This is a genomic window from Rhodohalobacter mucosus (assembly GCF_003150675.1).
Lineage (GTDB): Bacteria > Bacteroidota > Rhodothermia > Balneolales > Balneolaceae > Rhodohalobacter > Rhodohalobacter mucosus.
Genome location: NZ_QGGB01000012.1, coordinates 1 through 26,598, shown reverse-complemented (window position 1 = coordinate 26,598; position 26,598 = coordinate 1). Strand labels below are relative to the sequence as shown.

At 48.6% G+C, this 26,598-nt stretch carries 24 protein-coding genes; 7 read left to right on the top strand and 17 right to left on the bottom strand.

Translation table 11 applies throughout. The features are described from left to right. Nucleotides 1–33: 33 nt before the first annotated feature. The 3 genes from pruA to DDZ15_RS16160 all read right to left on the bottom strand — a co-directional run bounded on the left by pruA (nucleotide 34) and on the right by DDZ15_RS16160 (nucleotide 3,358). On the bottom strand, nucleotides 34–1,665 hold the full coding sequence (gene pruA / locus DDZ15_RS16170) for an L-glutamate gamma-semialdehyde dehydrogenase (RefSeq protein WP_109648167.1): 1,632 nt from the start codon (nucleotides 1,663–1,665) through the stop codon (nucleotides 34–36). Nucleotides 1,666–1,901: 236 nt separating this feature from the next. Beyond that, on the bottom strand, nucleotides 1,902–2,162 hold the full coding sequence (locus DDZ15_RS16165; protein ID WP_109648166.1) for a hypothetical protein: 261 nt from the start codon (nucleotides 2,160–2,162) through the stop codon (nucleotides 1,902–1,904). 236 nt (nucleotides 2,163–2,398) lie between these two features. Continuing rightward, nucleotides 2,399–3,358 (bottom strand): LolA-like protein, encoded by a 960-nt coding sequence (locus DDZ15_RS16160; RefSeq protein ID WP_109648165.1) that lies wholly within the window; start codon nucleotides 3,356–3,358, stop codon nucleotides 2,399–2,401. Between the two features lie 474 nt (nucleotides 3,359–3,832). Here DDZ15_RS16160 and DDZ15_RS16150 point away from each other — a divergent pair, with 474 nt between their 5' ends. Beyond that, nucleotides 3,833–5,341 (top strand): MFS transporter, encoded by a 1,509-nt coding sequence (locus tag DDZ15_RS16150; RefSeq protein WP_109648164.1) that lies wholly within the window; start codon nucleotides 3,833–3,835, stop codon nucleotides 5,339–5,341. A 102-nt stretch (nucleotides 5,342–5,443) separates the two neighbouring features. Here the strand turns inward: DDZ15_RS16150 and DDZ15_RS16145 are convergent, their stop codons facing one another. Together DDZ15_RS16145 and DDZ15_RS16140 are read right to left on the bottom strand one after the other, a co-directional pair. After that, the gene (locus tag DDZ15_RS16145; protein WP_109648163.1) at nucleotides 5,444–6,211 is read right to left on the bottom strand and encodes an enoyl-CoA hydratase/isomerase family protein; all 768 of its coding nucleotides are present in this window, start codon (nucleotides 6,209–6,211) and stop codon (nucleotides 5,444–5,446) included. A gap of 95 nt (nucleotides 6,212–6,306) precedes the next feature. Further along, nucleotides 6,307–8,349, bottom strand: coding sequence for a thioredoxin domain-containing protein (locus DDZ15_RS16140; RefSeq protein ID WP_109648162.1), 2,043 nt, complete (start codon nucleotides 8,347–8,349; stop codon nucleotides 6,307–6,309). A 224-nt stretch (nucleotides 8,350–8,573) separates the two neighbouring features. Here DDZ15_RS16140 and DDZ15_RS16860 point away from each other — a divergent pair, with 224 nt between their 5' ends. Then, on the top strand, nucleotides 8,574–8,810 hold the full coding sequence (locus DDZ15_RS16860) for an SEC-C metal-binding domain-containing protein (protein WP_199222992.1): 237 nt from the start codon (nucleotides 8,574–8,576) through the stop codon (nucleotides 8,808–8,810). A 117-nt stretch (nucleotides 8,811–8,927) separates the two neighbouring features. Here DDZ15_RS16860 and DDZ15_RS16130 read toward each other — a convergent pair whose 3' ends face one another. Together DDZ15_RS16130 and DDZ15_RS16125 are read right to left on the bottom strand one after the other, a co-directional pair. Further along, nucleotides 8,928–9,419, bottom strand: coding sequence for a methylglyoxal synthase (locus DDZ15_RS16130; protein ID WP_423242078.1), 492 nt, complete (start codon nucleotides 9,417–9,419; stop codon nucleotides 8,928–8,930). Between the two features lie 233 nt (nucleotides 9,420–9,652). Further along, the gene (locus DDZ15_RS16125; protein WP_158278754.1) at nucleotides 9,653–11,578 is read right to left on the bottom strand and encodes an adenylate/guanylate cyclase domain-containing protein; all 1,926 of its coding nucleotides are present in this window, start codon (nucleotides 11,576–11,578) and stop codon (nucleotides 9,653–9,655) included. Nucleotides 11,579–11,611: 33 nt separating this feature from the next. On the opposite strand from DDZ15_RS16125, the gene DDZ15_RS16120 reads away from it, so the two are divergent. The 4 genes from DDZ15_RS16120 (at nucleotide 11,612) to DDZ15_RS16105 (ending at nucleotide 15,304) form a co-directional block, all read left to right on the top strand. Beyond that, complete coding sequence (locus DDZ15_RS16120) at nucleotides 11,612–12,043, top strand: nucleoside-diphosphate kinase (protein ID WP_109648159.1); 432 nt, start codon at nucleotides 11,612–11,614, stop codon at nucleotides 12,041–12,043. Between the two features lie 85 nt (nucleotides 12,044–12,128). After that, nucleotides 12,129–13,385 (top strand): exo-beta-N-acetylmuramidase NamZ family protein, encoded by a 1,257-nt coding sequence (locus DDZ15_RS16115; RefSeq protein WP_158278753.1) that lies wholly within the window; start codon nucleotides 12,129–12,131, stop codon nucleotides 13,383–13,385. Between the two features lie 9 nt (nucleotides 13,386–13,394). Next, on the top strand, nucleotides 13,395–13,835 hold the full coding sequence (locus DDZ15_RS16110) for a hypothetical protein (protein WP_109648157.1): 441 nt from the start codon (nucleotides 13,395–13,397) through the stop codon (nucleotides 13,833–13,835). 152 nt (nucleotides 13,836–13,987) lie between these two features. Further along, the gene (locus DDZ15_RS16105; RefSeq protein ID WP_158278752.1) at nucleotides 13,988–15,304 is read left to right on the top strand and encodes an SPOR domain-containing protein; all 1,317 of its coding nucleotides are present in this window, start codon (nucleotides 13,988–13,990) and stop codon (nucleotides 15,302–15,304) included. Nucleotides 15,305–15,343: 39 nt separating this feature from the next. On the opposite strand, the gene DDZ15_RS16100 is transcribed toward DDZ15_RS16105, so the two are convergent. Together DDZ15_RS16100 and DDZ15_RS16095 are read right to left on the bottom strand one after the other, a co-directional pair. Then, a complete protein-coding gene (locus DDZ15_RS16100; protein WP_109648155.1) occupies nucleotides 15,344–16,390 on the bottom strand; it encodes a glycosyltransferase family protein in 1,047 nt (348 codons plus the stop codon). Then, a complete protein-coding gene (locus tag DDZ15_RS16095; RefSeq protein ID WP_109648154.1) occupies nucleotides 16,387–17,208 on the bottom strand; it encodes a UDP-2,3-diacylglucosamine diphosphatase in 822 nt (273 codons plus the stop codon). Before DDZ15_RS16095 ends, DDZ15_RS16100 begins: the two co-directional genes overlap by 4 nt. A 288-nt stretch (nucleotides 17,209–17,496) precedes the next feature. On the opposite strand from DDZ15_RS16095, the gene DDZ15_RS16090 reads away from it, so the two are divergent. Continuing rightward, nucleotides 17,497–17,943 carry an OsmC family protein gene (locus tag DDZ15_RS16090; RefSeq protein WP_109648153.1) on the top strand — a complete coding sequence of 149 codons (447 nt, stop codon included), beginning with the start codon at nucleotides 17,497–17,499 and terminating at the stop codon, nucleotides 17,941–17,943. Between the two features lie 92 nt (nucleotides 17,944–18,035). Here the strand turns inward: DDZ15_RS16090 and DDZ15_RS16085 are convergent, their stop codons facing one another. The 8 genes from DDZ15_RS16085 to DDZ15_RS16045 all read right to left on the bottom strand — a co-directional run bounded on the left by DDZ15_RS16085 (nucleotide 18,036) and on the right by DDZ15_RS16045 (nucleotide 26,359). Continuing rightward, nucleotides 18,036–18,737 carry a hypothetical protein gene (locus DDZ15_RS16085; protein ID WP_109648152.1) on the bottom strand — a complete coding sequence of 234 codons (702 nt, stop codon included), beginning with the start codon at nucleotides 18,735–18,737 and terminating at the stop codon, nucleotides 18,036–18,038. A 13-nt stretch (nucleotides 18,738–18,750) separates the two neighbouring features. After that, nucleotides 18,751–19,380 (bottom strand): YceI family protein, encoded by a 630-nt coding sequence (locus tag DDZ15_RS16080; RefSeq protein ID WP_109648151.1) that lies wholly within the window; start codon nucleotides 19,378–19,380, stop codon nucleotides 18,751–18,753. Nucleotides 19,381–19,458: 78 nt separating this feature from the next. After that, nucleotides 19,459–20,082 (bottom strand): YceI family protein, encoded by a 624-nt coding sequence (locus DDZ15_RS16075; protein ID WP_109648150.1) that lies wholly within the window; start codon nucleotides 20,080–20,082, stop codon nucleotides 19,459–19,461. A gap of 83 nt (nucleotides 20,083–20,165) precedes the next feature. Beyond that, nucleotides 20,166–21,443 (bottom strand): hypothetical protein, encoded by a 1,278-nt coding sequence (locus DDZ15_RS16070; protein ID WP_109648149.1) that lies wholly within the window; start codon nucleotides 21,441–21,443, stop codon nucleotides 20,166–20,168. A 520-nt stretch (nucleotides 21,444–21,963) separates the two neighbouring features. Then, nucleotides 21,964–22,620 carry a response regulator gene (locus DDZ15_RS16065; RefSeq protein WP_109648148.1) on the bottom strand — a complete coding sequence of 219 codons (657 nt, stop codon included), beginning with the start codon at nucleotides 22,618–22,620 and terminating at the stop codon, nucleotides 21,964–21,966. A 5-nt stretch (nucleotides 22,621–22,625) separates the two neighbouring features. Continuing rightward, nucleotides 22,626–24,047, bottom strand: a complete 1,422-nt coding sequence (locus DDZ15_RS16060) for a sensor histidine kinase (RefSeq protein WP_109648147.1) — start codon at nucleotides 24,045–24,047, stop codon at nucleotides 22,626–22,628. Between the two features lie 97 nt (nucleotides 24,048–24,144). After that, nucleotides 24,145–25,482 carry an exodeoxyribonuclease VII large subunit gene (gene xseA, locus DDZ15_RS16055; RefSeq protein WP_109648146.1) on the bottom strand — a complete coding sequence of 446 codons (1,338 nt, stop codon included), beginning with the start codon at nucleotides 25,480–25,482 and terminating at the stop codon, nucleotides 24,145–24,147. A gap of 286 nt (nucleotides 25,483–25,768) precedes the next feature. Beyond that, nucleotides 25,769–26,359: a GNAT family N-acetyltransferase gene (locus DDZ15_RS16045; protein WP_109648144.1), complete on the bottom strand. Its 591-nt coding sequence runs from the start codon at nucleotides 26,357–26,359 to the stop codon at nucleotides 25,769–25,771. Nucleotides 26,360–26,598: the final 239 nt, after the last annotated feature.

The following is a 26,598-nucleotide window of genomic DNA, read 5'->3' as shown; positions in this document are numbered from 1 at the left end:
CGATGGGTTTTTCCGGGAAACCCCGGAATACTTTTACTCCTTACCCATGTACGGATAGGTCCAGTCGAGCGGAGCCTGGTAGGTCTCTTTCATGGATCTCATGGATAACCATCTGAAGAGATTGACCATGCTGCCGGCCTTGTCGTTCGTGCCCGACTTGCGTGCGCCGCCAAACGGCTGCTGGTTCACGATCGCCGCGGTGGGCTTGTCGTTGATGTAAAAGTTGCCCGCGCTCTGACGGAGACGGTCGGCCATCTGCTTCAGGGCGTAGCGGTCCCGTGCCCAGATTGCACCGGTGAGGGCATAGGGCGACGTGTTGTCACAAAGGTCGAGGGTTTTCTCAAAATCCTTGTCCTCGTACACATACACCGTCAGCACCGGGCCAAAAATCTCCTCTTCCATTGTTTTGAAATGCGGATCGGTGGTGTGAATCACGGTCGGATGCACAAACCAGCCCTTGCTGCTGTCGTAGGTGCCGCCTGCGATGATCTCTGCATCCTTTGCCTCTTTGGCGTAGTCGATGTAGCCGGTGATTTTTTCAAATGCTTTCCTGCTGATCACGGCTCCCATGAAATTGGAGAAATCTTCCACATCGCCCACCTTGATCTTCTTCACTTCGGCCACCAGCTTGTCGCTGAACTCCGGCCATAGCGATTTGGGCACGTACATGCGGGATGCCGCAGAGCATTTTTGTCCCTGGTACTCAAAGGCACCGCGCAGGGCGGCGATCACGAGCCGGTCTACATCGGCGCTCTTATGGGCAAAAATGAAATCCTTGCCGCCGGTTTCACCTACGATTCTGGGGTAGGTGCGGTATTTTTCAATGTTGTTACCGATCGTCTTCCAGAGGTGGTTGAAGGTGCCCACTGAACCGGTAAAGTGCAGGCCGGAGAGATGCTCGCTGGCCAGAGCCGGATCGCCCACGTCTGCGCCCTCGCCGGGAAGGAATTGAATAACACCATCAGGCAGGCCTGCTTCCTTTAGTACCTGCATTACATACCAGCTGGAGTAGATCGATTCCGGCGACGGCTTCCAGAGCACCACATTGCCGCACATGGCAGGTGCTGCGGGGAGGTTGCCTGCAATGGCGGTAAAGTTGAACGGGGTTACCGCAAAGACAAATCCCTCGAGCGGACGATACTCCACCCGGTTCCACATACCGTCGGGGGAGTAGGGCTGATCCTGGTAGATTTTGGTGAGGTACCAGGCGTTGAACCGGAAAAAGTCGGCCAGTTCGCCCACGGCTTCAATTTCCGACTGCTGAGGCGTTTTGGACTGGGCCAGCATGGTAGTTGCGTTCATGGTGAAACGCTCCGGCCCGGTGATGATATCGGCTGCGCGCAGAAATATTGCCACGCGATCCTGCCAGGGGGTATCCGCCCACTTTTTCTGTGCTTCCAGGGCACCTTCAATGGCCTGGTTTACCTCTTTTTCGCCGCAATAATGAACGGTACCCAGCTTGTGGGCGTGATTGTGGGGCATTACCACATCGGCCGTCCGGCCGGTTTTTACCTCTTCCCCGTTGATGATGGCGGGAATTTCAATTTCCTCGGATTTTAGTTCTTTCAGGCGCTCTTTCAGCGCAGCGCGCTCAGCGCTTCCGGGGGCATAACCCAGGTAGGGTTCATTAATGGGTTCCCGGATTTCAAAATAGGCGTTCGACATAGCTCGCAATAGATTTTTTAGGATTGGCAGATTTCTTTCATCCTTAAATATAGGGAGCTTTGAGCGGAATATCTTGGAGGGGGTGAGGTCAGTTTATCAGTGTGTCAGTGAACAGTGTGTCAGTGGGATTTTGATTGTGGTTAGTGGTCAGTGGAAGGTTGTTTTTCGGTTGGTTTATGGATTGATTTTAGGTGTAATGCTTTGGTAAGATCGGCCATGGTTCGTGCCTGCGGCACTTAGTGGGGGTGTGGGCGTGGTCGCAAACTTCGGGATGTAAAAATGACTACTACATTACCCTTGTAGCCTGTAGCCTGTAGCCTGTAGCCTGTAGCCTGTAGCCTGTAGCCTGTAGCCTGTAGCCTGTAGCCTGTAGCCCTGCTGCGTGTGGTTCGCAGACCCGAGACTTCGGGATAGCCTGAAGCCTTTACCCCGGGGAATAAATTCCCCGCTCGTCTGTGTCGTCCTCCGGACTGGTAATGTGAAACATGAATTATCACATTGCTACTTGGATCTCAGATTATATCATCTTCTTATTTGAACCCTGAACCCTGAACCCTGAACCCTGAACCCTGAACCCTGAACCCTGAACCCTGAACCCTGAACCCTGAACCCTGAACCCTGAACCCTGAACCCTGAACCCTGAACCCTGGAACCCCTTGGTCTACGAAGCTTTCCTGATCTGCGAAGCTTTAGCGTAGTAGATAGCGTAGTAGATTGTACTCTGCACCTTGTCTTACTGCTGATTCATCATATCGCCAAAACTGAGCATGGGATAGTCGCTCATCGAAAGTGTTACATTTGCATTGCGCGCTACATCGGTTACCCGCATAACGGTGGTTTCGCCGGTCTCCAGGTTTTCGTGCGTCATCTCCATGATCATGCCCATGGGGTAGTCATCCGGCACCTTCCCTTTCAGATGCTTGGTGCCGCTGTTTGCCCGGAACATTCGCTGTAGGCCGGCGTCATGATCCTGTGAAACCCATATCTCCGTTCGCTCATAGTCTGACTCGGATCGATACCCCTCGCAGACGCTTCCCGCAATGGTTCTCGTCCCTATTTTTTCATAGCCGGGCCATTCGTCCTCTTGTTCATACTCAGCATCTCCATCTGTTTCATAGTCACTGCCTCCATCCATGGCCGCCGCCTCCAACTCTTCAGCAAATTCATTTGCGGCGCCCCAATTGTAGGCCAGGGCATATTTTTCGTCCTCACTCTCCATCAGCATCACCAGTGCTTCGTTTTTCACATCGTAGATCATAAACACATCGCCCTCCTGCTGATCCATCTCTTCACCGCGAAAACGTGTACCGCTGTAGTTCTCGTTTTCATTAAAGTGCATATACATGGTGACGGGCGGCTGACGGTCGCCATTTGGGTCTGTGTTTTCAATTTCCATGGTCGTTACCACATCAAACCTGTACGACTCCTCCGTGTTTACATTGCTGTTCATCGGAAAGGAAAAGCCGCTGCTGCTGTCTCCCGCACTGAAACCTTCTCCAAAAATGGAGTTCCAGGATTTTTCAACCATCTCCTCCGCAGCCTGATCAATTTCGCGATTTACTTTCTGTTCAACCTTGTCTTCCACCTTTTGCTGAACCCTGTCTTTTAACCGCTTGAGGATTTGTGACTGAGCCTCCGACGCAAAGGCAAGCGTGGTGATAAGTGCGATGAATAGAGTGAACCATTTTTTCATAAAAGGCCTCCCGGCATGTTTTACAGTGTTGAAAATAATGTGAGAATTCCTTTGAAATCTGTTGCTGAGACGTCAACAAAGAGAGTGCTGCATCTTTTGTAACATATGCGCATTTCTTTAGAAAAATGCCTCAATCCATTTCGAATTTAATTTTGAAAGGACAATTGTAAAAACACAATTTCATAACTGAACCCTGAACCCTGAACCCTGAACCCTGAACCCTGAACCCTGAACCCTGAACCCTGAACCCTGAACCCTGAACCCTGAACCCTGAACCCTGAACCCTGAACCCTGAACCCTGAACCCTGAACCCCCTGGTCTAGGAAGCTTTCCTGATCTGCGAAGCTTTAGCGTAGTAGATAGCGTAGTAGACTGCATCCTGCACCATTATAAATCCACTGTATTTTTTACTACTCTTTGCCTATTGTTCTGCATTCTGAAAACTGACTGACCAATCACTGAGGGGATTGAACCATGCTTGATATCCAGAAAAAGCTTTCAAACACGTTTTATGCGCTGCTGGCACTGCCCGCTACGGCGATGGGGTTTGCCCTGTCCGTGCAGATTGCCGCCCTGAGCTGGCTGCTGACCTATCAGTACGGATTGGATATCTCTGATATAGGCCTGGTTTGGGCTACCGGTCCGATTGCGGGTATCGTGGGTCAGGTGATTATCGGGATCATCAGCGACAACGTCTGGGTCTGGAACGGCCGGCGCCGTGTTTTTATCGTGATCGGCGGTACCCTGGCGTCCCTCATGCTCCTGGCGCTTCCAAACATCGGGGTGATTCAGGCGGGCCTGGGGCTGGAAGCGGTGCTGGGTCTTGCGGTGCTCATTTCCATGATCCTAGACCTTTCGATCAACGTCTCATTCAACCCTACCCGCTCCATTATTGCGGATGTTACGCCTGAGGGAAGGGCGCGAACCAAAGGGTACACCTGGATGCAGACGGTATCCGGGACGTTCGGCGTGCTTTCCTATTTCATAGGCGCGGTATTCGGGAACATTGAGCTGATCTATTTTGGCGTGGTGCTCGTCTTCTTCTTTTCGGTGATTCCGCCCTTTTTCATCAAAGAGCCAAAGTACCTTGGCCGCTATGGAGAGGATGAAGATGCGATTGCGATGGAAGAGCAGAATTCCGATGAATCCTCACTGCCCGGCAGCGTGAATGATGCATCGCTCAAACAGATCCTGATCAGCATCCGGCCACTCTGGGGGTTTCTGCTTTATGGCATCTACGCCATCATCAAACGGCTGAGCGGTTTTGAAATACCCGGCTACTATTTTGAACTGTTTGCTCTGGGGCTGTCCGTCATTCTGATTCTACAGGCCCTGCTGAAATCTGAAGAAGGGAAGTCAAAAGAGGAAGCAGGGAAGATTGGCTTTCAGAAGGTTTTGGCGGCTCACTCTTTTTCCTGGATAGGCGTTCAGAGCATGTTTATCTACTTTTTTGCCTTTGTGAGTTACCAGATGCCCGACCTGATTGCGGATCAGGTAGGAAGCGTGGTGAACTGGAGCTTCTTCTCGCTGAACCTGGTTGCGGCCATCATCCCGGTGCTGGCGCTTGAACCGCTGGCCAACCGGTTCGGCAGGGTGAAGACTCACGCATCGTCATTGGTTATTATGGCAATCGGGTACGCCGCGATGTGGGCGCTGGGCAACTCACCGTGGACCCTTTACATCCTGATGATTGTCGTCGGTGTGGGCTGGGCGTCCATCATCAGCCTTCCGTTTGCGATTATGTCGCAAAAAATTGCCCAGAACCAGATGGGGCTCTACATGGGGCTTTTCAACCTCTCGGTTGTGCTGCCGCAGCTGGTTTCCAGCTTTGCAGTCGGCGACATCATGAATGCAGCACCAAATAAAACCGTGCTTCTGATCATCTGCAGCGTAACTGTTGGTTTTTCAGCCCTGGCCTGGTTCCTCGTAAAAGAACCCAAGGACGAAATGACCGAGAATCCCGCCCTGGTGGATGAGAAGTGAGACGTCAGACGTGAAACGTCAAACGATCCTGTTACTTGTATCTAAATACTCACTACTCACTACTCAATACTCCAAGTACTCCAGGCACTCCTAACTCCTAATTCACTTCTTCTTAAACTCCTTGATAAATTCGCGCGTAAAGTCGGAGAGAACAAGCCGTCCGCTGATCTCTGCACGCTGCTCCAGGGTAGCATCCCAGTGGCCGGTACCCTGCCAGGTGATCTCCTTGAGCTCCCGCATGGCTTCCGGATTGCTGCCTGCCAGTTCACGGGCCAGCTTATCAACTGCATCATCAAGATCGTCGATGGTGGCAAGCAGTTTATTATAGAGCCCTTTTTGACGTGCCCATTCGGACGTGTACCATGTGCGTGCATCAAAAGCGAGTGTGGAAAACGCGGAAACCCCGATTTTTCGGCCTACGGCAGGCCCCACCACAAATGGACCGATACCCAGCGCCAGTTCGCTTAATTTGATGGAGGCATCAGTGTGGGCAAAAGTGAAATCGGAGGCTGCAGCTATTCCGATTCCGCCGCCCACCGTTTTTCCGTGTATTCGTGCGATAATAGGTTTCGGGCATGTACGCATGGCATTCAGTACCTGGGCAAATCCCATAAAAAACTCCTTGCCTTCATCCATGTTGGTAACCGCAAGGAGTTCATCGAAAGAGGCCCCGGCACAAAAGGCTCCATCGCCCTTGCTTCGCAGAACAATCACGTTTGCGTTACCGTCTTTACCGGCCTCCTGAACCGTATCAGCCAATTTCCGAAGCAGTACGCCTGGCAGCGAATTTCCTTTAGGATGGTAGAACTCAATGGTTCCGATCTTGTTAGTTACTGAATAGGTAATGGAACCGTTTTCTTTTTTGCTCATGTCTGGTAACTGGTGTCTGTTTGGATGATAGAATGTTGATTGCGACAACAAGTAATATTCATGAAAATAAAATTTATTTGGGAAGGTTAATCATGCTAACCGGATAAAATCTCAATCAGTTGTTCGGGTGTGTGTATAGGGGCTTTACAGGCAAAACCGCTGCATACATACACGGCAATCTCTCTCTTCACGGGATAAGGTTTCGTGTAGGGTGCAACCCGGTTGAGAATATTTTGTGTCTGCTTCGTTTTGAGCAGTATGGTGCTTCCCGGCCCTGAATATTCGCGGCAGATCTGAATCAACCGATCACTGATCTCACCCCTCTCTTCTGTGCAGATCACAATTTCACGGCTGTCATGGCCCATCAGCATGTGTGCATGGATTGCGTGCGCATAGCCGGCTGGAGCATCCGACATTTGTTCCGAGAATGCGTTCAGGGTAGCAGAAGCCTGCCTTTCAAAGTCCATGTTTCCAGTCAGGCGTGAGAGGATGTAGCCGTTCATGACAGCCATCGAATTGGAGGAGGGTATGGCTCCGTCGTAGATCTCTTTCTGGCGCCCCAGCAGTTTTTCAGCCCCAGCGTGTGTGAAGAAGAACCCGCCGTGTTTGTCATCGTAAAAATCGCGCGTAAACTCTTTCTGCAGCCGAACGGCACGCTCCAGGTAATCAGGGTTGAAGGTTGCCTGATAAAGCTCGATCAACCCGTGTATAAAAAAAGCATAATCATCGGCCATCCCTGTTATTCCCGCATCGCCGTTTCGGTAGCGGTGAAGCAGACTGCCATTTTCGTCCGTTAGTTGATGAATCACAAAGGTACAGGCGTTTTCTGCACGCTCAATGAATGAAGGATTTTCCAGAAGTATGCCTGCACGGGCCATCGACCCGATCATCAGTCCGTTCCAGTCTGTGAGGATTTTATCGTCGAGCAGCGGCCGCTCTCTGTTCCTTCGATGCTCATGAAGCTTTCTCAGCATCCCGCTCACCTGCTCTTCAAGCTCCCGGGGTATCGGACCGGAGAGGTGCGGAATATTGGAGCCGGTTTTCTGCCGTGTGGCTTCGTCATAATAGTTGCCGTCATCCTGAACTCCATAGAGATCACAGAAAATCGCGGCATCTTTGGGGTCCAGAATGTCCTCGATTTCGCCCTTCCTCCACACGTAAAATGTGCCTTCTTCACCCTCGCTGTCTGCATCCTCGGCGGAATAAAAACCACCCCCGGGCGAGGTGAGGCATTCGTCCAGATATTGCACAATCTCTTCAGACGTTTTCTGGAAAAGGTTCTTATGGGTCAGCTTAAAAGCTTCTGCATATGACCTAAGCATGAGCGCCTGGTCATAGAGCATTTTTTCGAAGTGGGGGAGAAGCCACTCCTCATCCGTTGAATAGCGGTGAAAACCGCCGCCGACATGATCCCAGATTCCGCCCAGCCTCATCTGTTCCAGGGTATGGGCCGCCATCTCAGACGCCTCATCATTACCGGTGAGCCGGCTGTAATCAATCAGGAAGGTAAGGTTGTGAGGGGAGGGGAATTTGGGCGAACCCCCGAATCCTCCGTGAACCCGGTCATATCGTTGTTTCAGTGAATCAAATGCTTCTTGTTCAATCTTTTCCGTGAGGGAACCCCCTGAGCGGCCCAGCTCAAGGCTGCGGCTGAATCCCTTTTTGATTCGATCCACAGATTCCAGAATACGGTCACGGTCCTCTTTCCATGCTTTATTAATGGCAGGAACCAGGTCGTACATACCGATACGGTTGGGATGGGAATGCCTGGGCAGATAGGTGGCGGCATAAAAAGGCTCCTTTTCCGGCGTCATAATGATGGTAAGCGGCCACCCGCCCTGACCGGTAATCATCTGGCAGACCGTCATGTAGGTGTTGTCGATATCGGGCCGCTCCTCCCGATCCACCTTGATATTCACAAATGTCCGGTTCATCAGTTCTGCGACACCATCATCCTCAAAACTCTCATGTGCCATCACGTGGCACCAGTGGCAGGTGGCGTAACCGATAGACAGAAATACAGGCTTATCCTCATTGCGCGCCTTTTCGAAGGCCTCTTCCCCCCATGGATACCACTCTACAGGATTATCGGCATGCTGCAGAAGATAAGGGGATTTTTCGCGGCCAAGTTGATTCATAACTGCTTTTCAGATCTTTTTTGCAGGAATTTTATGAAGTCTTGCCCTAAGGTAAGGAAAAAGCAGGCGGGCATCAGGTTCCTGAAAATGAAATAGTTTTTGGAAACGCCATGCTAACACATCATAATTGCTTCTACGGTTATCACACAGCAGAATAGTTCAGACTATCCAAATTTCAAATAAATCGGTATACTCTTTTATTGTGAACTTAAAGCGAACTTATCATGGCGCATAAACCTGCACGAAATGAACCCTGCCACTGCGGAAGCGGCAAAAAATACAAGAATTGCTGTTTTGAGAAAGATCAGTCAGGCAGCTCGTCCAAACTGGGCATGATTGCCATTGTGGCAGCAGTCATTCTTGGGCTCGTATTTGTGGGAATCGCAATAACCGGCGGTTCGGGCGGAACCCAGTGTCCGGAGGGCACGGTATGGTCGGATGCCCACCAGCACTGTCATTAATCACGGCAGCCTGATAACTGATACCTGTGGCTGATGCCTGCAGTCTGAAGCAAGTGTTTGCATTGAACAGGTATTTACTTACGCGCTCTGATGCACCCCGGATTTTCCGGCGCAACTTTACTCTTCCTTGCTGAGGCTTTTCAGTCTGTCTCCATAGTCGACCAGGTATCGCTCGTAATTTTCGCCCATCAGTTCGGATGTGATGAGAAAATCAGCGCTCGATCGGTTACAGGCTAGTGGAATGTTATAGACGATGGCGATTCGCAGCAGGGCTTTCACATCCACGTCGTGCGGCTGCGCCTGGAGAGGATCCCAGAAGAAAATCAGAATATCAAGACGGGTTTCCGCAATAGCCGCACCGATCTGCAGGTCGCCGCCGAGCGGACCGCTCATAAATCGATGAACAGGCAGCTGCAGCTTCTCGGCTATCAGCCCGCCGGTGGTTCCGGTTCCATACAGATCATGCTGCATCAGAATGTCGCGGTTATAGTCGGCCCAATCGATCAGATCAATTTTTCGATAATCATGGGCTACAAGCCCGATTCGCTTCTTTTCGCCCATCAATACGGTTTTCGAAGCGATACTTGGGTGAGGTTTTGGGGATTGCATCATAGTGGTTGACGTCTCTACTCCGGTTTACGGTTACCTGAACAATATGGCTATAATTTGAGAAAAGATCGGCGTGAATTCTGCAGATAAAAGCCCTTTTAGATACAGCAGGCAGAGATGATGGTCTTTGACGTAATGTATTTGTGAACAAAATACGTACAGGAAAGCTGCTCGTGAGTATGACTAGTATGTCATTGACAACGAGCGGTGTGACCGGGCGGCCAGGTTCGATGTCAGCTGAACAAAAAGTTCTTCAGGGATATGCGCTTGGCTTCAAACGTTTGCTCATCAAATCCTTTCAATTCAGCATCAAAATGATGGATCCTTACATTCCGCCGTTTGGTCATCAGAAAGCTTCTCAGATCCGGACAGGTATATACCTCATCTGAAATTACAATCTCGTCACCGCGTGCGTGATCCACCAGCCTTGAGGCAATATTTACCGTATTGCCAAAATAATCGATGCGGTCGTTCAATGTAACGGCCACACAGTTGCCGCTGTGTACACCGCCCTTAAGGTGAATGGAGCTATTTGTACTGTCGCTGTGGCTGAAAATGTCCTGTGCCCGGTTAAATGCCCGCAATGCATAAATAGGGCGTGGAAATACAGCCATCACGGAGTCACCAATGGTTTTCACAATCGATCCGCGCTCCTCTGAAATAACCTGCTGTAGAACATCAAAGTGGTTCATAACCAGACTCACAGCCGATTGATCACCATTGGCGCTGTACAGGTCGGTGGAGTTGAACAGATCGGTAAAGAGAACCGTAAGATTATTGGCGGAAATGCTCTCCTTATCCCGAATCAGCTCTGCAGGGAAAAGATGGCGAAACTGAGGCAGTGAACATACCTCACTGGCAGCCACATAATAATTGTCGGGATGAACATCCTCACAGATCACCGTGATCGGCTCTTCCGTCTTGTTTCGGAGTATCAGGTACGGTTCACTAATGAGCGTTAGCCGCTGATCTTCCAGGTCCCAGTTCGAAAACACTATGGATGCATGGGGGGCGCCGTCTTTCTGAACGGTAACGTTTACCGCACCTTTTGTACCGTTCGAGGTAATCCGATAGTTTCCTTCATCAAGATTGATCCGAACAAACCGCTTTTCACCGGGTTGCAAAACGGTGCGGAGTTTAACGAGCGGCCGGTCTGCCGGGCTGTTCAGATGATACTTCTTGCCGGATACACGCCGGAAAGTGGGGGCCGGACTGAAGGTGAGATGTAGTGTGCTGTGGAAGTCGACATGAACGCCGGTACCACAATCTTTACAGTATACCGGTTCCGTGACCTCTTTAAGTGTGATAGCTTCTTGTACAGGACCTGAGCACTCCGGGCAACACACCTCCCAGTTGAAATTAAGAATGCCAAGGCCGGCGGCGTGAATAAGCAGATCCACGATTTTGTGAACAGGCTCTTTCCACAGTCGGGCCAGCTTAACCGGTGAGAGCCCGGTTATGAGTTGTTCATCGGCTTGTATCAGCAAGGAGATCAGTTTTCCGGAAAGAGCGGGTAATTCTGATGCTTCCGAGAGCTTCCGGGTAAACTCCTTTCTCTGAAACTTTTTCGGAATAAAACCGAGCGGCTCCGACTCGCGCATGAATCGCTCTTCCCTGATGGCGCGTTCATATCCTGATATCATCTTCTTAAGACGCCGCTTCATACCCCAGATAAGCTCTGCGCGGGTCAGAATGTATCCAACAAGGCCTCTTGATGACCCGGAAAAGGAGAATGTGACCCGCGAACCCGTAATGCTTTCAGATACCCGGGCTGAACAGGTAAGCTCTTTGAGGTAACCTCGAACATAGCTTCTCTTCAGAGTCAGAAAGAACGGGGCTTCCCATTCGCAGATCTCCTCACTCCATACTTCGGGTCTGTGTAGCTGGTCGTAGGTAACATATCGTGACGAACCGGTGCTGTTCTGGTGTTTCGATAAGCTGTTTTCTTTTACGGAAATGTGGCCAATTGCTTTGAAAAGGTAATTCGTGTCCGAAATGATATTCCACAATTTTCCGGCATCCAGCCCGGAATTGATTACCCACTCAAAAGAAAAAGCACGGTCGCTCATGATGGTCTGATTCGAAGTTTTCTTAAGCGTTAGTTCGTGTTTGTACCCCTGAAACCGTATCTTGACGGCTGTTTTTATAAGAGAATTCAAACCAGCAATTGTTACAAAAAATTAATTTATAGAATGGCAGCAGAACGTACACTAACTATTCTGAAACCCGACTGTGTTAAAAAGAACCTGATCGGTGAAGTAACCCGCAGGATTCAGGAAGCAGGATTCAAAATTGTGGCTATGAAGATGGTCCGTTTAACGAGCGACACAGCCGGCGGGTTTTACGCAGTTCACCGGGAAAGACCTTTTTTTGGTGAACTTGTTGAATTTATGAGCAGCGGGCCATGCGTACCCATGGTTCTTGAAAAAGAGAACGCTGTAGCCGATTTCCGTACACTGATTGGTGCCACCAATCCCGCAGAAGCAGATGAAGGTACAATCCGTGCCGATTTCGCCGACAGCGTTGGAGAAAACATCGTACATGGATCCGATTCGGTTGAGAACGGCAAAATTGAGTCCGCTTATTTCTTTTCAGAGTCTGAAGTTGTTGCCAATAAGGCATAGTACAGACCCGGTTCGATTTGAAGCACATCAATCAAAGGCGGAGAGTTATCTTCGCCTTTTTTTATTTCTGTATATTTACAAAATCATGATGAATAGGATATTCTATCGGTACCGTTTAATCATTCTGATGCTCCTGGTTGCAGCATCCATGCTTCTTCATTCATGCGACCGCCCATCAGCGATCTCCCTTTTGGATAACAGGGTTAAGACAGGCTCTGAAGTTCTGCTGGATAACTACCTTGACGAGCTGGAAGGGCTCAGTGTCGGACTGGTCATGAATCCCACGTCCAGGATCGGCGATACCCATATGCTCGATACGCTGCTCTCACATGGTGTGAATGTCAGGGCCCTTTTTGCACCTGAACACGGTTTCAGGGGTGAAGCGGGAGCGGGTGATCTCATTGAGGATAACATCGACACGGCGACGGGCCTGCCTGTCTATTCACTGTATGGCACCACCCGAAAGCCAAACTCTGAGATGTTGTCAGGCATCGACCTGCTGCTGTTTGATATACAGGATGTAGGGGCACGTTTCTACACCTATATTGCAACTCTAGGCCTGGTGATGGAAGCGGCTGCAGACAATGAGGTTGACATATGGGTGCTCGACAGGCCCAATCCGCTCGGTGGCAATTATGTGAGCGGATGGACTCTGGAAGAGGAATTTGAATCGTTTGTAGGGCCCTATCCCATACCGGTTGCGCACGGACTTACCATCGGAGAAATGGCCATGATGATCGCCGGCGAAGGCTGGATGGATTCAGAGCGGAAACCGGAGCTTCGGGTTATTAAAATGGAGGGGTGGAAGCGGCTTATGAAGTGGCCTGATACCGGACTGGAATGGATCCCGCCTTCACCCAACCTGCCGGCTTTTGACAACGCTTTTTTTTATCCGGGGGCGGTATTCTTTGAAGGAACCACACTTTCGGAAGGACGCGGTACCGACAATCCTTTTCTAACGCTTGGGAGTCCGCAAACGGACCTTGACGATATGGACTGGGATGAGCTTTCGTTATTAAACGGGGTTCATCTCTTACCGCACAGCTTCACGCCGCAATCCATACCGGGTGTTGCATCAAACCCTAAACATGAAGGCGAACAGTGCAGGGGTTTATATGTGGAGCTGCACTCCTATCAGTTTGATCCGGTGCGGACAGGTTTAAAGATCTTTGCAACCCTCATGGAAGCAACGCCGGATGCCGAAGTAAACCCGTTTTTGTACAGGCTGGCCGGCACGCGCAAGATCGACCGTATTTTGACTGGAGAACTGGACCCGGTTACGCTTGATTTTGAAATCGAACCTTTTCTGAGACAACGCGAACCATATCTGATATATAAGTAATCACCACAATTGGGATATCGCCACACACAAACCGGGTATTTTATTCTTTCACTGATGATTCCGGCAATCATCTTTTTGATTGCGGTGTACCTGAATGGAGTGTTTGGTGAAGCTGAAAAAGTAATTATTCAGCTCACAATTGTGCTCATGAGCGTGGCAACAATCATATTTTCGTCACTTACCGTTAAAGTGAATGAGGATGAGATTGTATGGTATTTCGGGCCCGGTTTATGGAAGTACCGGATTAAACTGAGTGAAGTGAAAAATGTAAGCAAAGGGCACTCGCATCCTCTTGAAGGCATTGGCATCCGCTGGAATCCATGGAAAGGGATGCTGTACAATGTTTCCGGCCTTCAAAATGTCGAAATTTTGAGAAAAGATGGAAAAACGACGCGAATAGGAACTGATGAACCCGATAAACTGGTAAAAACCATTCAGGACCGACTCTGAATACCGATTTTTATTCTGTAACAGAGTGGGTTCCGGATAATCTTTAGGCATACGTCTCAATCTGCTGATCCTTTGATGGGGTCAGTGAGAAAATCACCAGGCCATTAAGCAGGCCTGACAGCTCCAGTATGTAACCTAAGGCAATGTTTATCATGTGTAAGAAGATCCAACCTTCCCTGTTCCTTATCACTGTTTCCCTGCTCTTTTCATATCTGCTCATGGGCGTTACCCATTCTGCAAATGCCCAGATGACCGAGAGTCCGGTCCGGAATTTCAGTATTAAGCTGAATGGCGGATATACTTTTGCATCATCAGGCGGTGGTACACTGGGGCCGCTGATGGGGCAATTTGATGTTGAGTCCAATCAGAAATCAGTTTACGGAGCCGCAATTCAGTACGCTTTCAATCCCGCATGGTCTTTTGAGGCGGCGTTTAATACGGGCAGTTTTGAAAACCAGTTTGTGGATGATCCTGCATTTACTACAGATTATCTATACGCCACGTTTCGGGGTGTATCCCACCTGAACGGGCTCCTGGACCTCAATTGGGCCGGAAGCAGGTATGTAAACCCCTATTTTGCAATTGGAATGGGTCTGATGAGGAGCCGGCTGTCTGCCGATGGACTGGATAGCGAGGATATGTCGCTGGTATTGAGCAGCAGTGCCGGTGCACTCTTTTACCTGTTTAACGGCGCAGATCTATTTGTTCAGTACGACTATAATCTGGCGGGAAGCAATCTTCTGGACGGGTTCTCAGGCAGTGCCAGTTCCGATAAATTTGCGGCGGTGAAAGTTGGGTTGAGATTCAACTTTGGCAGAAAAGGCACAAAACTGGCGTCCTGGTCCGGTGCCCCATCCTCTCGTGCAAGCCGCTCGTCAATGCTGCCATTACCGGCTTCCGTTGCAACACCGTCACCTGAAACTGGCATTGCCGACGTCAATGAAAAGGCGGAATCCGAAATGGAATCATCTTCATCTGAGCCAGCCGACATGGCCTGGCTAACCGAATTTGGAACGTTCATGGAGAGTCCGGCTGCTCGTCACCCGGAATTTGTTCTGAAATCACTTGAATTTGCCCGAAGCATGAAAGAGGCCAGATTGCAGGCAAAAGCTATGGCTGCGGAACAGGCCAGATTAGAGCAGGAGCGCCAGCGGCTTGCGGCTGCGGCCATATCGCCTGCACCGGCAAAAACAAAGATTCGCAGAGCAGCATCTCCGCCCGACGGCACCTACATACAGATCGGCTCCTTCCCGAATGACACGGTAGCGGAGGAGAAGTGGCACGAAGTGGTTGCCACTCTGGAAGGTGTTATCGTAAATCCCTCAAATAGTGTTTTTATCCACGAGTACAAGCAATTCAGACGAGTTCTGATTGGTCCGTTTGGAAATGCGTCACAGGCAAGAACTCTATTGAGCGGAATACAGTCAGACTATGTGGATGCGTTTGTGATCAAATTCCCGAGGTACTAGCTATTTGCGGCTCTCTCACCCGGGGCGAAGGGCTCCGGGTCAGATTGCATCCGCAGCCACTGAATCCAATCTGACCTGCTGTCCGGAAACAGGCGGCGCGTCTGCGAAACCGAAGAGAGTATTGCGCAGGTCGGGAATATCTGCCGCTTCGGGCAGTGCTACTGATGTTGCCGATCGGAGCCAATTCCGCAGCGTACTCACAAATCCGCTATCAGAAGTGTCGGCCACCGTTACACCCATCTCTTTCAATGATGCAGCATTGCAGAGCTGTTCGTACTGATTCCTGATTGGGATTACAAACAGCTTCTTTTCCAGGTACATGGCTTCCGCACAGGTTTCAAAACCGGCGCTTGTTATCACACCGCGGCTTTTCCCAAGGCTTTCAAGAAAGGGTTTATTGCCAACCGGAAAAACGTTTACGATTCCGTTTTGATACGGCTTATCACAAGCGGGTGAAAACAGGTGCCATTTGGTTTCCCGTATTTTGCCAAGTATTCCGGTAAGTTCATCCGGGTCGAATGCAGGAAGATAAACGGTAATATGATCTCCCTCTTCAGGCTGCAGTTCCTTCACTTCGCTTCGAATTACGGGTGGTAAAATAAACGAGTCGTATCTTCTGAAATGAAATCCGATCGGAATGTCACAGGGAGCAAAATTCTTCAATATTTGTTCAGCCAAAACGGACTTTTTTGAAGGCCTGGGACTTTTTTCAGACAGAAATGAAGCCTGATGGCTCAGCGCAATCGAGGGTGTGCCGCAGGTTCGCGATGCCCACGCAGTGACAGGCTCATAGTCGGATATGACCAGATCATAATGTGATGGGTCGGTCGACCAGATATCCTGCAAAAAACGAATGGGCTGAATACCCAAAGCGGTCTTCAGATATGAGACACTACCTTTTGAATTATAGGCGAGGCTGATACCCTGCTTTCGGATTGCCGTTTTCCCATCCAGGGTCATTTTGCAGTTGGTGCCGCTGATTAAGATGTCCAGCTCTGCCTTCTCTGCCAGCAGTGGCACAATTTCCCGCGCCCGGCTGATATGTCCGTGGCCGGTGCCCTGAATGCCATAGAGTATCTTCATCATCCTATAATCACCTCCTTGCTTCTGCTGTCACGTTTTCGCTCCAGCCACTTTTCAATGCGCTGCTGGCCGAGAAACTCCTCTTCGTTGTATTTATAGAGATTCCACTCATCTCCGTCATATTCGAGTGCGGTCAGGTTTTCTATCCAGTCGCCCGAGTTCATGTAGATCACGGACCCGTTTTCATTTTCATAACCCCGTATCTTTGGCTGATGAATATGGCCGCATATTACGTAATCATAGCCCTGGTCTATCGCCAAATCAATCGCGGTGGTTTCAAAATCATCAATAAAACGAACTGCTTTTTTTACGCTGTCTTTAATCTTTTTCGACAGGGAGAGCTTTCCGCGGCCCATTTGTTCAGAAATTTTGTTGATGAAACGGTTGAGCAGAATGAGCAGGTCGTATCCATGGCTTCCCGCTTTGGCAATCCACTTACTCTGCTTCATGGTGATATCAAATATGTCGCCATGAAAAATCCAGACTTTTTCTCCCTTTAGTTCCAGGATGAGTTTATCCCTGATGAAAAAGGGGCCCAGCTGCAGACTGGAAACTTTCCGGAGTACTTCGTCATGATTACCCGTGAGATAATAGATGTCGGTGCCGTTTGTCATCATCGTGAGAAGGGTTCGCAGAACCATCATATGCGATTCGGGCCAGTAGTACTTTCGGAAGTTCCAGATATCCACAAAGTCACCGTTAAGGATGATCATTTTTGGATCAATGGAATTCAGGTATTGAAGCAGTTCGAGTGCATGGCAGCCGACCGTGCCAAGATGTACATCGGATATTACCGCAATATCGAGAGGTCGTTTATTCATGTGCAGATGATTTATTTATAAGAAGAAAAGCACAAACTGTTATCACATTATTCCTGTAATATTAGGTCTGGATGAAACAATTGTTAGTAAACTGTTATCTGCTCGCCGATACATTGGTTTGTGAGGCAGTAAAAAATCGGGTCTGTATGGTTTAGTCTGATGCTGCAGCTGCCGCTATGGGTTGCAGTTTATTCTATTCTGCCGAACCTTCAGATTTAGGGTAGATTTTTATAGCTTTTTCATTCGATACGGAGAATCAAGTAAAACCAATCCATTAAAAAGATTTCAATGGCAGAAAATCATAAAAAAAAGATTGTACATGTTCACATAGGCAGGGAAAACTATAAAACCACTCTTACTGCGGGAAATCATGAGCTTTTGTCTGATGAGCCGGAATCAAAAGGGGGTGGCGATGAAGGGCCGGATCCGTACGACTATCTGTTGATGTCGCTCGGTTCATGTACGGTAATTACACTCAAGATGTATGCCGATCGGAAAGGATGGCCGGTTGAGGATATGTATGTGGAGTTAAGGCACTTTAAGGATCATGCGGAAGACTGTACCGACTGTAAGGATCCCAAGGCTAAAATCGACAAGATTGAGAAAGAGATTACGATAAAGGGAGATCTGGATCAGGATCAGTTAAACAGGCTCCTGGAAATTTCCAAAAAATGTCCGGTTCACAAAACATTGCTTGGACAGATGGAGATCGATTCGGTTATTGAATCCGGATGACAAACGAAATGAGCATCTGCCGAACTGTAAAGATGCTTCGAAAGGAAAGATGACCCCTTGTAAATCACAGTAACCTGCTTAGAAAGGCCCGGTTACCTGTTTCCGTTGGGTTCAGGCAGGGCCGCGATGATGGCAATACAGGCGTGGAAGAATGTCGGCGGTTCATCGATCTCCAGTTCTTCACGTATTTCATTCAGCTCAGGTCCGCTGATAATAAGTGGAGATTCTCCGGGGTCGGAAAAGCCGGATGAAAGGAAAATTTCTTGAGCAAAGAAACCCACATGCAGCCATGTAAAGGGGTTATCATTGCTGCTCCCAATCAGGTACCATTTGCTGTTGTTGTGTGATGAAGAATCGAGTTCGGGGAGCTTCTTTTCGTTGCCAATCGGGGTAACATCCAACCTGTGGTGACGTGCCCTTCTGTTCAGAAGTTCAGCTGCGGAAGGTGCTTTTTTCTCCTCCGCAGCGGACGGCTTTTTTAAGTGGCTGCTGTTATTATTTCCCTGAGAGAGATTTACGTTCAGCCTGATGGAAGCCACAATTTTCAGATCTTCAAGAGAGGGGAAAGTTTGAACGTGAAAAACGTATCCAGTTTCTTCCATTTTTTTTGAAAGCCGCGTAAGAATCATGCCGATTCGGATTACGGTATGCTTGAAGCGGCCTGAATTGTAAACCACATGCGGGTGTACAATAAATTCAGCAGTGTCGCCCGAGTAACGGCACATCCAGTTGGCTGCTGCGTATTCTTTATTCTCGGCACGGATTTCATCAATCCATTTTTTTAATCGTCTCATTCCGGTTTACTTTTCAATCAGCTTTTCTTGCGGCGATAAGATCAAAATGCACGGTTAATTCATTGTCAGCTTTTACCAGTCCCAACATCGCCGTAGGCGGTTCAACTCCGAAATCTGTCATAAGAATCTCCTTGCTGCCTTCGGCCCGGACTCTGTTATCATCGAGTGTATATCCGGTGAGATGCACATTCACCTCCCTGGTTACACCCGCTATCGTCAGTAACCCGTTCACCTCCAGCTCAACGGAATTTGAATGCCCGTTTTCACTAATGCTTACAATTTCATTAAACACGAAGGTGATATTCGGATAGTCATCCGCTTTGAGCGCATTGCGAAGATCACGGTTCATTCTGTTGCGTCCGCACTCAATGCCCTCAACATCTATTTCGAGCATGATTTTCGTGGCGTCTTCATCCACAGTTACCGTATCCCCGGTGATTGTTGTGGTTTGAAAGATGATGGCTTCACCACGATGCTCACGTGATTCACATTCAAACTGATTCACGTTCGATTGCCCTGCAATCCAAAGCCGGCTGCTGTCCTGCGGAACATATTCGATCTGCGCAATAAGCGACCCGTTTATAGTACCTGCGGCAAAAAAGAGAACCGCAAAAAACAGGACAGATTGAAGCCGGTATTTCATGATGTTTGTTTGGTTAAATATTCAACGTCGACCGACTTTGCTTGATTGACAAAGGAATTCAACCTACGTCGATCCAGTTCAATTGAAGCTCACATCATATAGAACAAGAAATTCGTCATCGGCACGAACGGTTCCCAAAATTGCAGTAGGCGGATCAATGTCAAAGCTTGTCATCAGCAGCTGCTGTTCTCCGCTGAAATTGATGGATCCGTCAGGGTTCATGCTGGCAGTAACGGTCATAGTAGCAGGGTTCTCTTTCCCGGCAGCGGTAATCACACCTTCAGCGGTGATCAGAGCTGTACCGTTTTCACGCACGATATCGGTAATACGACTTAATGTGAAGGTGATATTCGGATAATCATCTTCTTTCAGATACTTGTGAATATTCTTTGTAAGACCGCGTGAGCCCGATTCAATATGTTCAACCGGTATGGTTATCTCCAGGCTTTTGAAGGATTCCGGTGTCAGGGTTTCGAGTGAAAGCTCATCTCCGTCCTGTAGCACCAGGGTTGCATCCATCTCAGTGATATCTGCATCCCAATCACGGATATTGGACGTACCGTCAATTTTCATTTGCGGAGTGCCCTGAACGGTCAGGGTTCTTTCCTGGGTATCTGTTGTATCTGATGCATTCTGTGCAAGTAATGATCCCGTAAGGAAAACGAATGCGAGAAGTGTGGTTGTAATCAATTTGAAATACATGAATCCGGTATTTAGGATTGTTAAAAAACAGGATTGCGAGGTCGGCCCCCGCAATCCTTTGTGCTTTTTTCTTGGTTTTGGTGTTAGAAGCTAACTACTGCTTCAATAACTAATCCGCTAAAGCCCAGATCGGTTGTTGCACCAGAATAATCCTGATTCTGTGTTACGTATTCGACCTTAGTGAGTACGTTGTTGGTCAGGAACCAACCACCACCGATGTTAAATCTGGTAACGTCGATCTCTTCTCCTCCTGGCAATTCGCCGGATACCGCGTTATAACGACCACCGATGTATACGTTTTCATTTTCTCCAAAGCGATAGAGTACTTCAGCAGCATATTGATTAAATGTGCGCGTGTCTGTTTCTGAATTACGCTTACCGCTGGCATTTTCAAAGATTCCAAAGAACTCAAGGCCCTGGAACTTAACGAACGGGTTAATCATAATTGCTGTCATCTCTCCGCCGATAGGGCCACCGGGGGCGCGTCCTGAAAGTGCAAAGCCAGGTACGACCCGAGCATTGAAATCAGATCCGCTGATTACGTTATAGTATCTTCCACCGGCACGGTCACCTGCATAAAGGTAGAATCTTTCTGCCTGAGAGTTGGTATAGATAGAACCGGTCAGACGAACACGCAGATCTTCATTTATCTGGCTGTCATATCCCAATTTACCTACAAAGGCGGGATTGGTTCCAATATCGAGTGCAGGATCGGGAGCTATTGTTGATTGATTCAGTTTACCATTGGTAACTCCAATCATTGCAAGGAATCCGTTGCTTTGATAGTACACTTCACCACCTGCTTCTGTCGTAAAGGAATCCATAAGGTAGTTACCTACGAAAGGATTGTATATGGCTTGTCCATTATCACTTCTTCTGAAGTGAGCGTCACCATAGTTGATTTCCATATGGCCCACTTTAATGGTTACTTTATCCATCAGGTTTTCCGCGAATCCTTCACTGATAAAATCAAGCCGATCTACCTGCAGATATCCGCCCTTCACCCAGGCTTCAGGATGGTGTCTGGATGAGAGGTAGGTTCTGAGGTGCATTCTCAGTCCTCTTTCGAGCTGAACATCAATGTCCAGGTTTGACGTAGCCAGATTGAAATTGGGCTCAAGCTGGAAAGGAATGTCATCGTCATTTTGTAAAGCCTGGAATTGTAATGTATTAGCACCGCCGATGCGAACTTTGAGTCCGTCGAATTCAACGTCAGTTTCTTTGCTTGTTTCAAAAACGTTAATTCCGGTTTTGTCCGGAGATCTGTAATATTGGAGGTCTCTGGTTTGCTGCGCATTGGTAGTCTCAAACATAAAGAGAGCCATTAGCAGCACGGATAAAGAGAGTAATGTTGTTTTCATTGTTCTGTTATTTATAGTTAATAAAGTTTATTAGGTAGAAATTCTTTTGTTGTTTGGTTGTTGGTAATAGCAGCCGGCTGCAACGGCTGCAGCCAACGGTGTCAATATCAACAGAAGATTGGCTCGCGGTTAGCGGTTAGATTCTGATCAGGGAGTGGGGAGTTTCCTGATGGCGGTAGGGATTTCCCCTAGAGAAACATGGCAGAGGAATGGTGGAATTGAGTATTATCGGGGTATATTGGCATTGTTAAAAACAATAAAATCAATTTATTGACCTATTTCAAGTGCAGGTAATACCGTGATAGTGGAAATTACGGGTGGGTAACGTTGGGCGTTGCCGGTCTGCTGCAAGAACGGTTCAGATTCTTTTTGTACAAAAAGGATCAAAAACGGCACAAGGACAAGTATATCGCAACCAATGGAACAATTATCCGGGTAATTGGCGATGTAAAGCGAGTACCATAAAGGGCACGAACCGGGTTAGATTCATGATATGATGAGAATCACGGTTCTTTATGAATTATTTTGAGCTTTCTTCCACCCATTTCACAGCATGCCTCATCAGTTCATTGGCGGAGTCGATATGCAGTTTCTCCTTGATATTGGCCCGATGGCTTTCAACGGTTTTGACGGAAATATGCAGTTTCTCCCCAATATCTTTCGTAGAGAGGCCTTTTCCGGTCATTTCGAACACCTCCAGCTCACGGTCGCTGAGCAGATCGAGAGGATTGTCGCTTTTTGAAGCATTGCCGGTAGCCAGCTTCATCAGCAGCTTATTGCCAATCTTTTCACTCAGATAAATACCTCCGTTCAATATCTGGTGTACAGCGCTTACAAGCACCTCTACAGCTTCCAGTTTCATCAGGTATCCTTTTGCTCCCGCACGGAGTGCCCGTTCAGCGTAGAGCTCTTCATCATGCCGCGATACAATCAATATCTTGAGTTCGGGCATCTGGTGGAGGAGGTTTTTAACCAGTTCGATGCCGTTCATTCCGGGCAGGCTGATATCGATGACCGCTGCGTCAGGTTTAAGTTTCAGAATCTCGGTAAGGGCTGTTTCAGCTGATTCCGCCTGGCCGCAAACTTCAAATCCTACCTCTTTTTCCAGTGTCATCGCCAGGCCTTTGCGCATCAGGGGATGATCATCTACGATATATATTAGCTTGTTTGTGCTCATGGTTGTTAGTCTTTAATAGAATAAGTTGATCCTACATGCAGCAGGGTAACCAGTATGGAAGCCCCGCCCAGGTGGCTGTCACTGATTTCCACATTTGCACCGATCAGGCGTGCACGGAACATCATAATCCGAACGCCGAGACCTTTTTTCTCATCCCAGTCCGGAGCAAATCCGGTACCGTTGTCGTCGATACGAAGCGTAAGTTTTTCGTCGTTGGCCCGGAGCGTTATGTGAACCTCGCTGGCATTTCCGTGTTTTACCGCATTACTGGTTGCTTCCTGGGCAATCCGATAAAGATGGGTCAGGCTGGTGTTGTCATCAAAATGAATGTTGCTGCCCAGGGTCAGTGTACACGAAATATTCAGCAGCCTTTCCGCATTTTGCACCAGTCGTTCAAGCGCTGCATTAAAACCATCTCCTTCAAATTCAACGGGGATCAGGCCGCGCGATAGATTTCTTGCAAATTCATCCGCCTCTTTAATAAGATTTGTGATCTCATCGATCTCACCGGCCAGCGGATGGTTTTCTTCATGCAGGGAATGAGCAATATTGCGGTTTATCAGGCTTATTCCGGTTAGCATCTGGCCGAGGCCATCGTGCAGATCCTGGCCGATCCGCCGCCGTTCATGCTCACTGATACGCAAAACTTCCTGCTCCAGCCTTCGCTGTTCAGTGATATTGCGAATGATTCCCGTGTAGAGACGCTGTCCGTTCACATTTACCTCGCTTACGGCCAGGTACATCGGGAATGTGCTTCCGTCTTTTCTTTTTCCTGTTACGTCGCGTCCGATTCCGATAATCTTTCGATTACCCGTTTTGTGATAGTTCTCCATATAATCATCATGTTCACGGCGATAAGGCTGCGGCATGAGAACATGAACATTTTTACCTATCACTTCGGATGCCGTGTATTGAAAAAGCTTTTCGGCCGCACGATTGAAGGTACGGATCGTTCCCCGGTCATCAATTGTAATAATGGCGTCCACGGTGGTGCGCAGGATACTTCGCGACCGGGCTTCACTCTCCTTCAACTTCTGCTCAATGAGATACTGACCCTCCTTGTTTCGGGCCATCTTCTCGGCGAAAGCAAGCCTTACATCCAGCCTCTGCTCGTCAAACAGAGACTCCACAATATACTGATCCACGTCTGCGTCAAGCAGCCGGTGTATTTGATCCAGATGATCAACCGATATCACGGCAATAATGGTGTATCGCTTACCGCTTTCGAGAGCGCGGATATTCCGGCTGAACTGCAGGGCCTCTTCCGAAAAGTCACTTAAAATAATAAGGGGGTAATTCCGGCGGGAAAGCTCCTCCAACAACTGTTCATCCGGTTCTCCGGATGTAACGGTGTGCTGCCGTCGCTTGAGGGCATTTTTCAGAATCGTATATGATTCGCCTTTATATCCGGCCAGGAGTGTATTCATGTACTGGTAGAATTGTAGGATGGTCTCGACGGCTTGAATCTAATAAATAAAGAAGATAACCACATATAAATCCTGAAGGATGCCGATACTCCGCAGATCAGGTTTTGCCCAGGCTCAATTTTCCGTCACCCCATTCAATTTCCGTCGGTTTTTGGGGTGAAAAATTATTTGAGGATCGAATCCAAACACCATTCTGATGGACCCTGGCAAATCCCCTTTCGAGAGGGGCATTTGGGTTTAACCCGTTTAAATGTGAGTGCATCTCCCTCAAAGCTGTCCGCTTACGAACAAGCAGCCGGTCGATGTGCGAACGTAGCCTCTCTTCCTGGCGCTCAACTTGATCCAGGGCCGTCCGGATATCTCTTTCCGGAGTATTCTGACTCAGGGCGGCCTGAAACATCCCAAGACGATTTTTTTCAGCATTCATTTTTCTCTCGATGGATCTTGATAATTTTTCAGCAAGAGAGTCTGTCCTGTTTCTATGGTATCGCAGTTTCTCCTGTACCACAAGCAGCGCATGCGATTTTGCAAGTGTTGAAATATACTCTCTGTACCTTGAAAATTTTTGATCCATATAGGTACCAAGGAATTCTGTATAGTCCTCAATCTGATAGCGCAGCTCGTCTATGTCAGGAGCGGCAATTACGGCCGCCTGTGTAGGGGTGGCCGCGCGTGCATCTGCCACAAAATCACTGATACTGTAGTCTACCTCATGGCCAACGGCACTGATAACAGGAATGGGGCTGTTGTAAATGGCCCGGGCAACAGGTTCTTCGTTGAAAGGCCATAAATCTTCGAGAGATCCCCCGCCGCGCCCGATAATAATGAGCTCAACAGGGGTAGGCTCATTAGCAAAGTAATCAAGGCCCCGGACCAGTTCGCCGGCCGCATTGAGTCCCTGAACGCTTGCGTGGTAGAGATAGAGCGTGGCAGCCGGCCATCGGTGCTCAAACGTAGACCGGATATCTTGAAATGCTGCCCCGGTGGAGGAGGTGATTACTCCTATTCGGAAGGGGTAGGGAGGCAGGGGTTTTTTGTGGTCATCCCTGAAAAGCCCCTCCGCTTCCAGCTTATGCTTGAGCTGCTCAAATTTTTGCTGAAGCTTGCCCGTGCCTGCCTGCTGAACCAGCGATACAATCATCTGGTATCGTCCGTGAGGTGGATAAACCTGAAGGTCGCCGCCCAGAACCACCTGCTGACCATCACGAAGATCCACGTTCAATCGCTGGGCCATGCCGCGCCAGATTACGCAGGGTAGCTGTGCATCATCATCCTTCACGGTAAAATAGTAGTGCCCGTTTCGGCTTTGAGATACATTGCTGATCTCGCCTTCAACCAGTATATCCCTGAAATTGTTTTCAAGAAGGGTTTTGATGCGGTTGGTCAGATCGGAAACCGAGGGTACATCGAATGCAAACGGGATTTGTGAAGTCATGAATGGAAAATCTCTATTTCAGTGCGCAATGTCTATGGGTTGCGGGTTGCAATAAAAAATAAGACCATAAAATACTGATATATTTTGATATAGAACATAAAGATTGGCAAATTTTCCTTGAACCTTGAACCTTGAACCTTGAACCTTGAACCTTGAACCTTGAACCTTGAACCTTGAACCTTGAACCTTGAACCTGCTGCACGCCATTCGCAGTCCCGAGAACTCGGGAAACCTTGAACCTGCTGCGCCATTCGCAGTCCCGGGAACTCGGGAAACCCTGACCCACCTAGATACGCTTCATCCAGAACACCATTTTCTTTACTGATTCGGAGTCTTCATCCACATCTTTCCATGAATATTCCGTTCTGAGTTCGGATCGTTCTTGATAGCCGAATTTTCTCCAAACGGTATCAAGGGGGGTGTAATTTTCGGGCCGCAGAGGGTGATCGGCAGGCCGTAAAACGGTACAAAAACTGATCAGTTTAAACTGGTTCAGCTTTTGTGCGTGACGTTCCCGTTCACTAAAAAAAGTATGGTATAAACCCCGGCCCCGATACTCTTTCTTCAGCACCGATTCCGCACAATAAAATATAGCGTTCGTATTGTAGCCGTTCTGTTCAAATGGACGCCTGAACTCTTCCGATTCATCGCTCATCGGTACGCCTGTAGAGGCACCCACCAGTGTGTCCTTTTCGAAAACCAGCACGGCCACGCTATCTCCCGATTCTGTGTATGTACGCAGATACGCTTCCTCATACTGCATCGAACCGTCATAGAGATAGGGAAACTCGCGAAAAACACCGATGCGAAGATGCGCCAGATCCTCCAGATATGGCTCAATCTCTTTCCCGGAAATGGTTTTGATGGAGAGGCTCATTTTTTTGAGTATTGAGTCTTGAGTCTTGAGTCTTGAGTATAATTAAATCTCATAGACTACTAATAAATTTGATATTAAAACAGTTCACAAACAGCTTACTGCACCCTGCACCTGTAGATGCCTGAATATGGTTGACGTTTTTAGTTAACATATAACATTTTGGTCGAAGTTAACTTCGACCAAATGTTGACGCGATAATCAGGGTGTAACCCCTGATTGAGCTCTTTGACAAATTGATC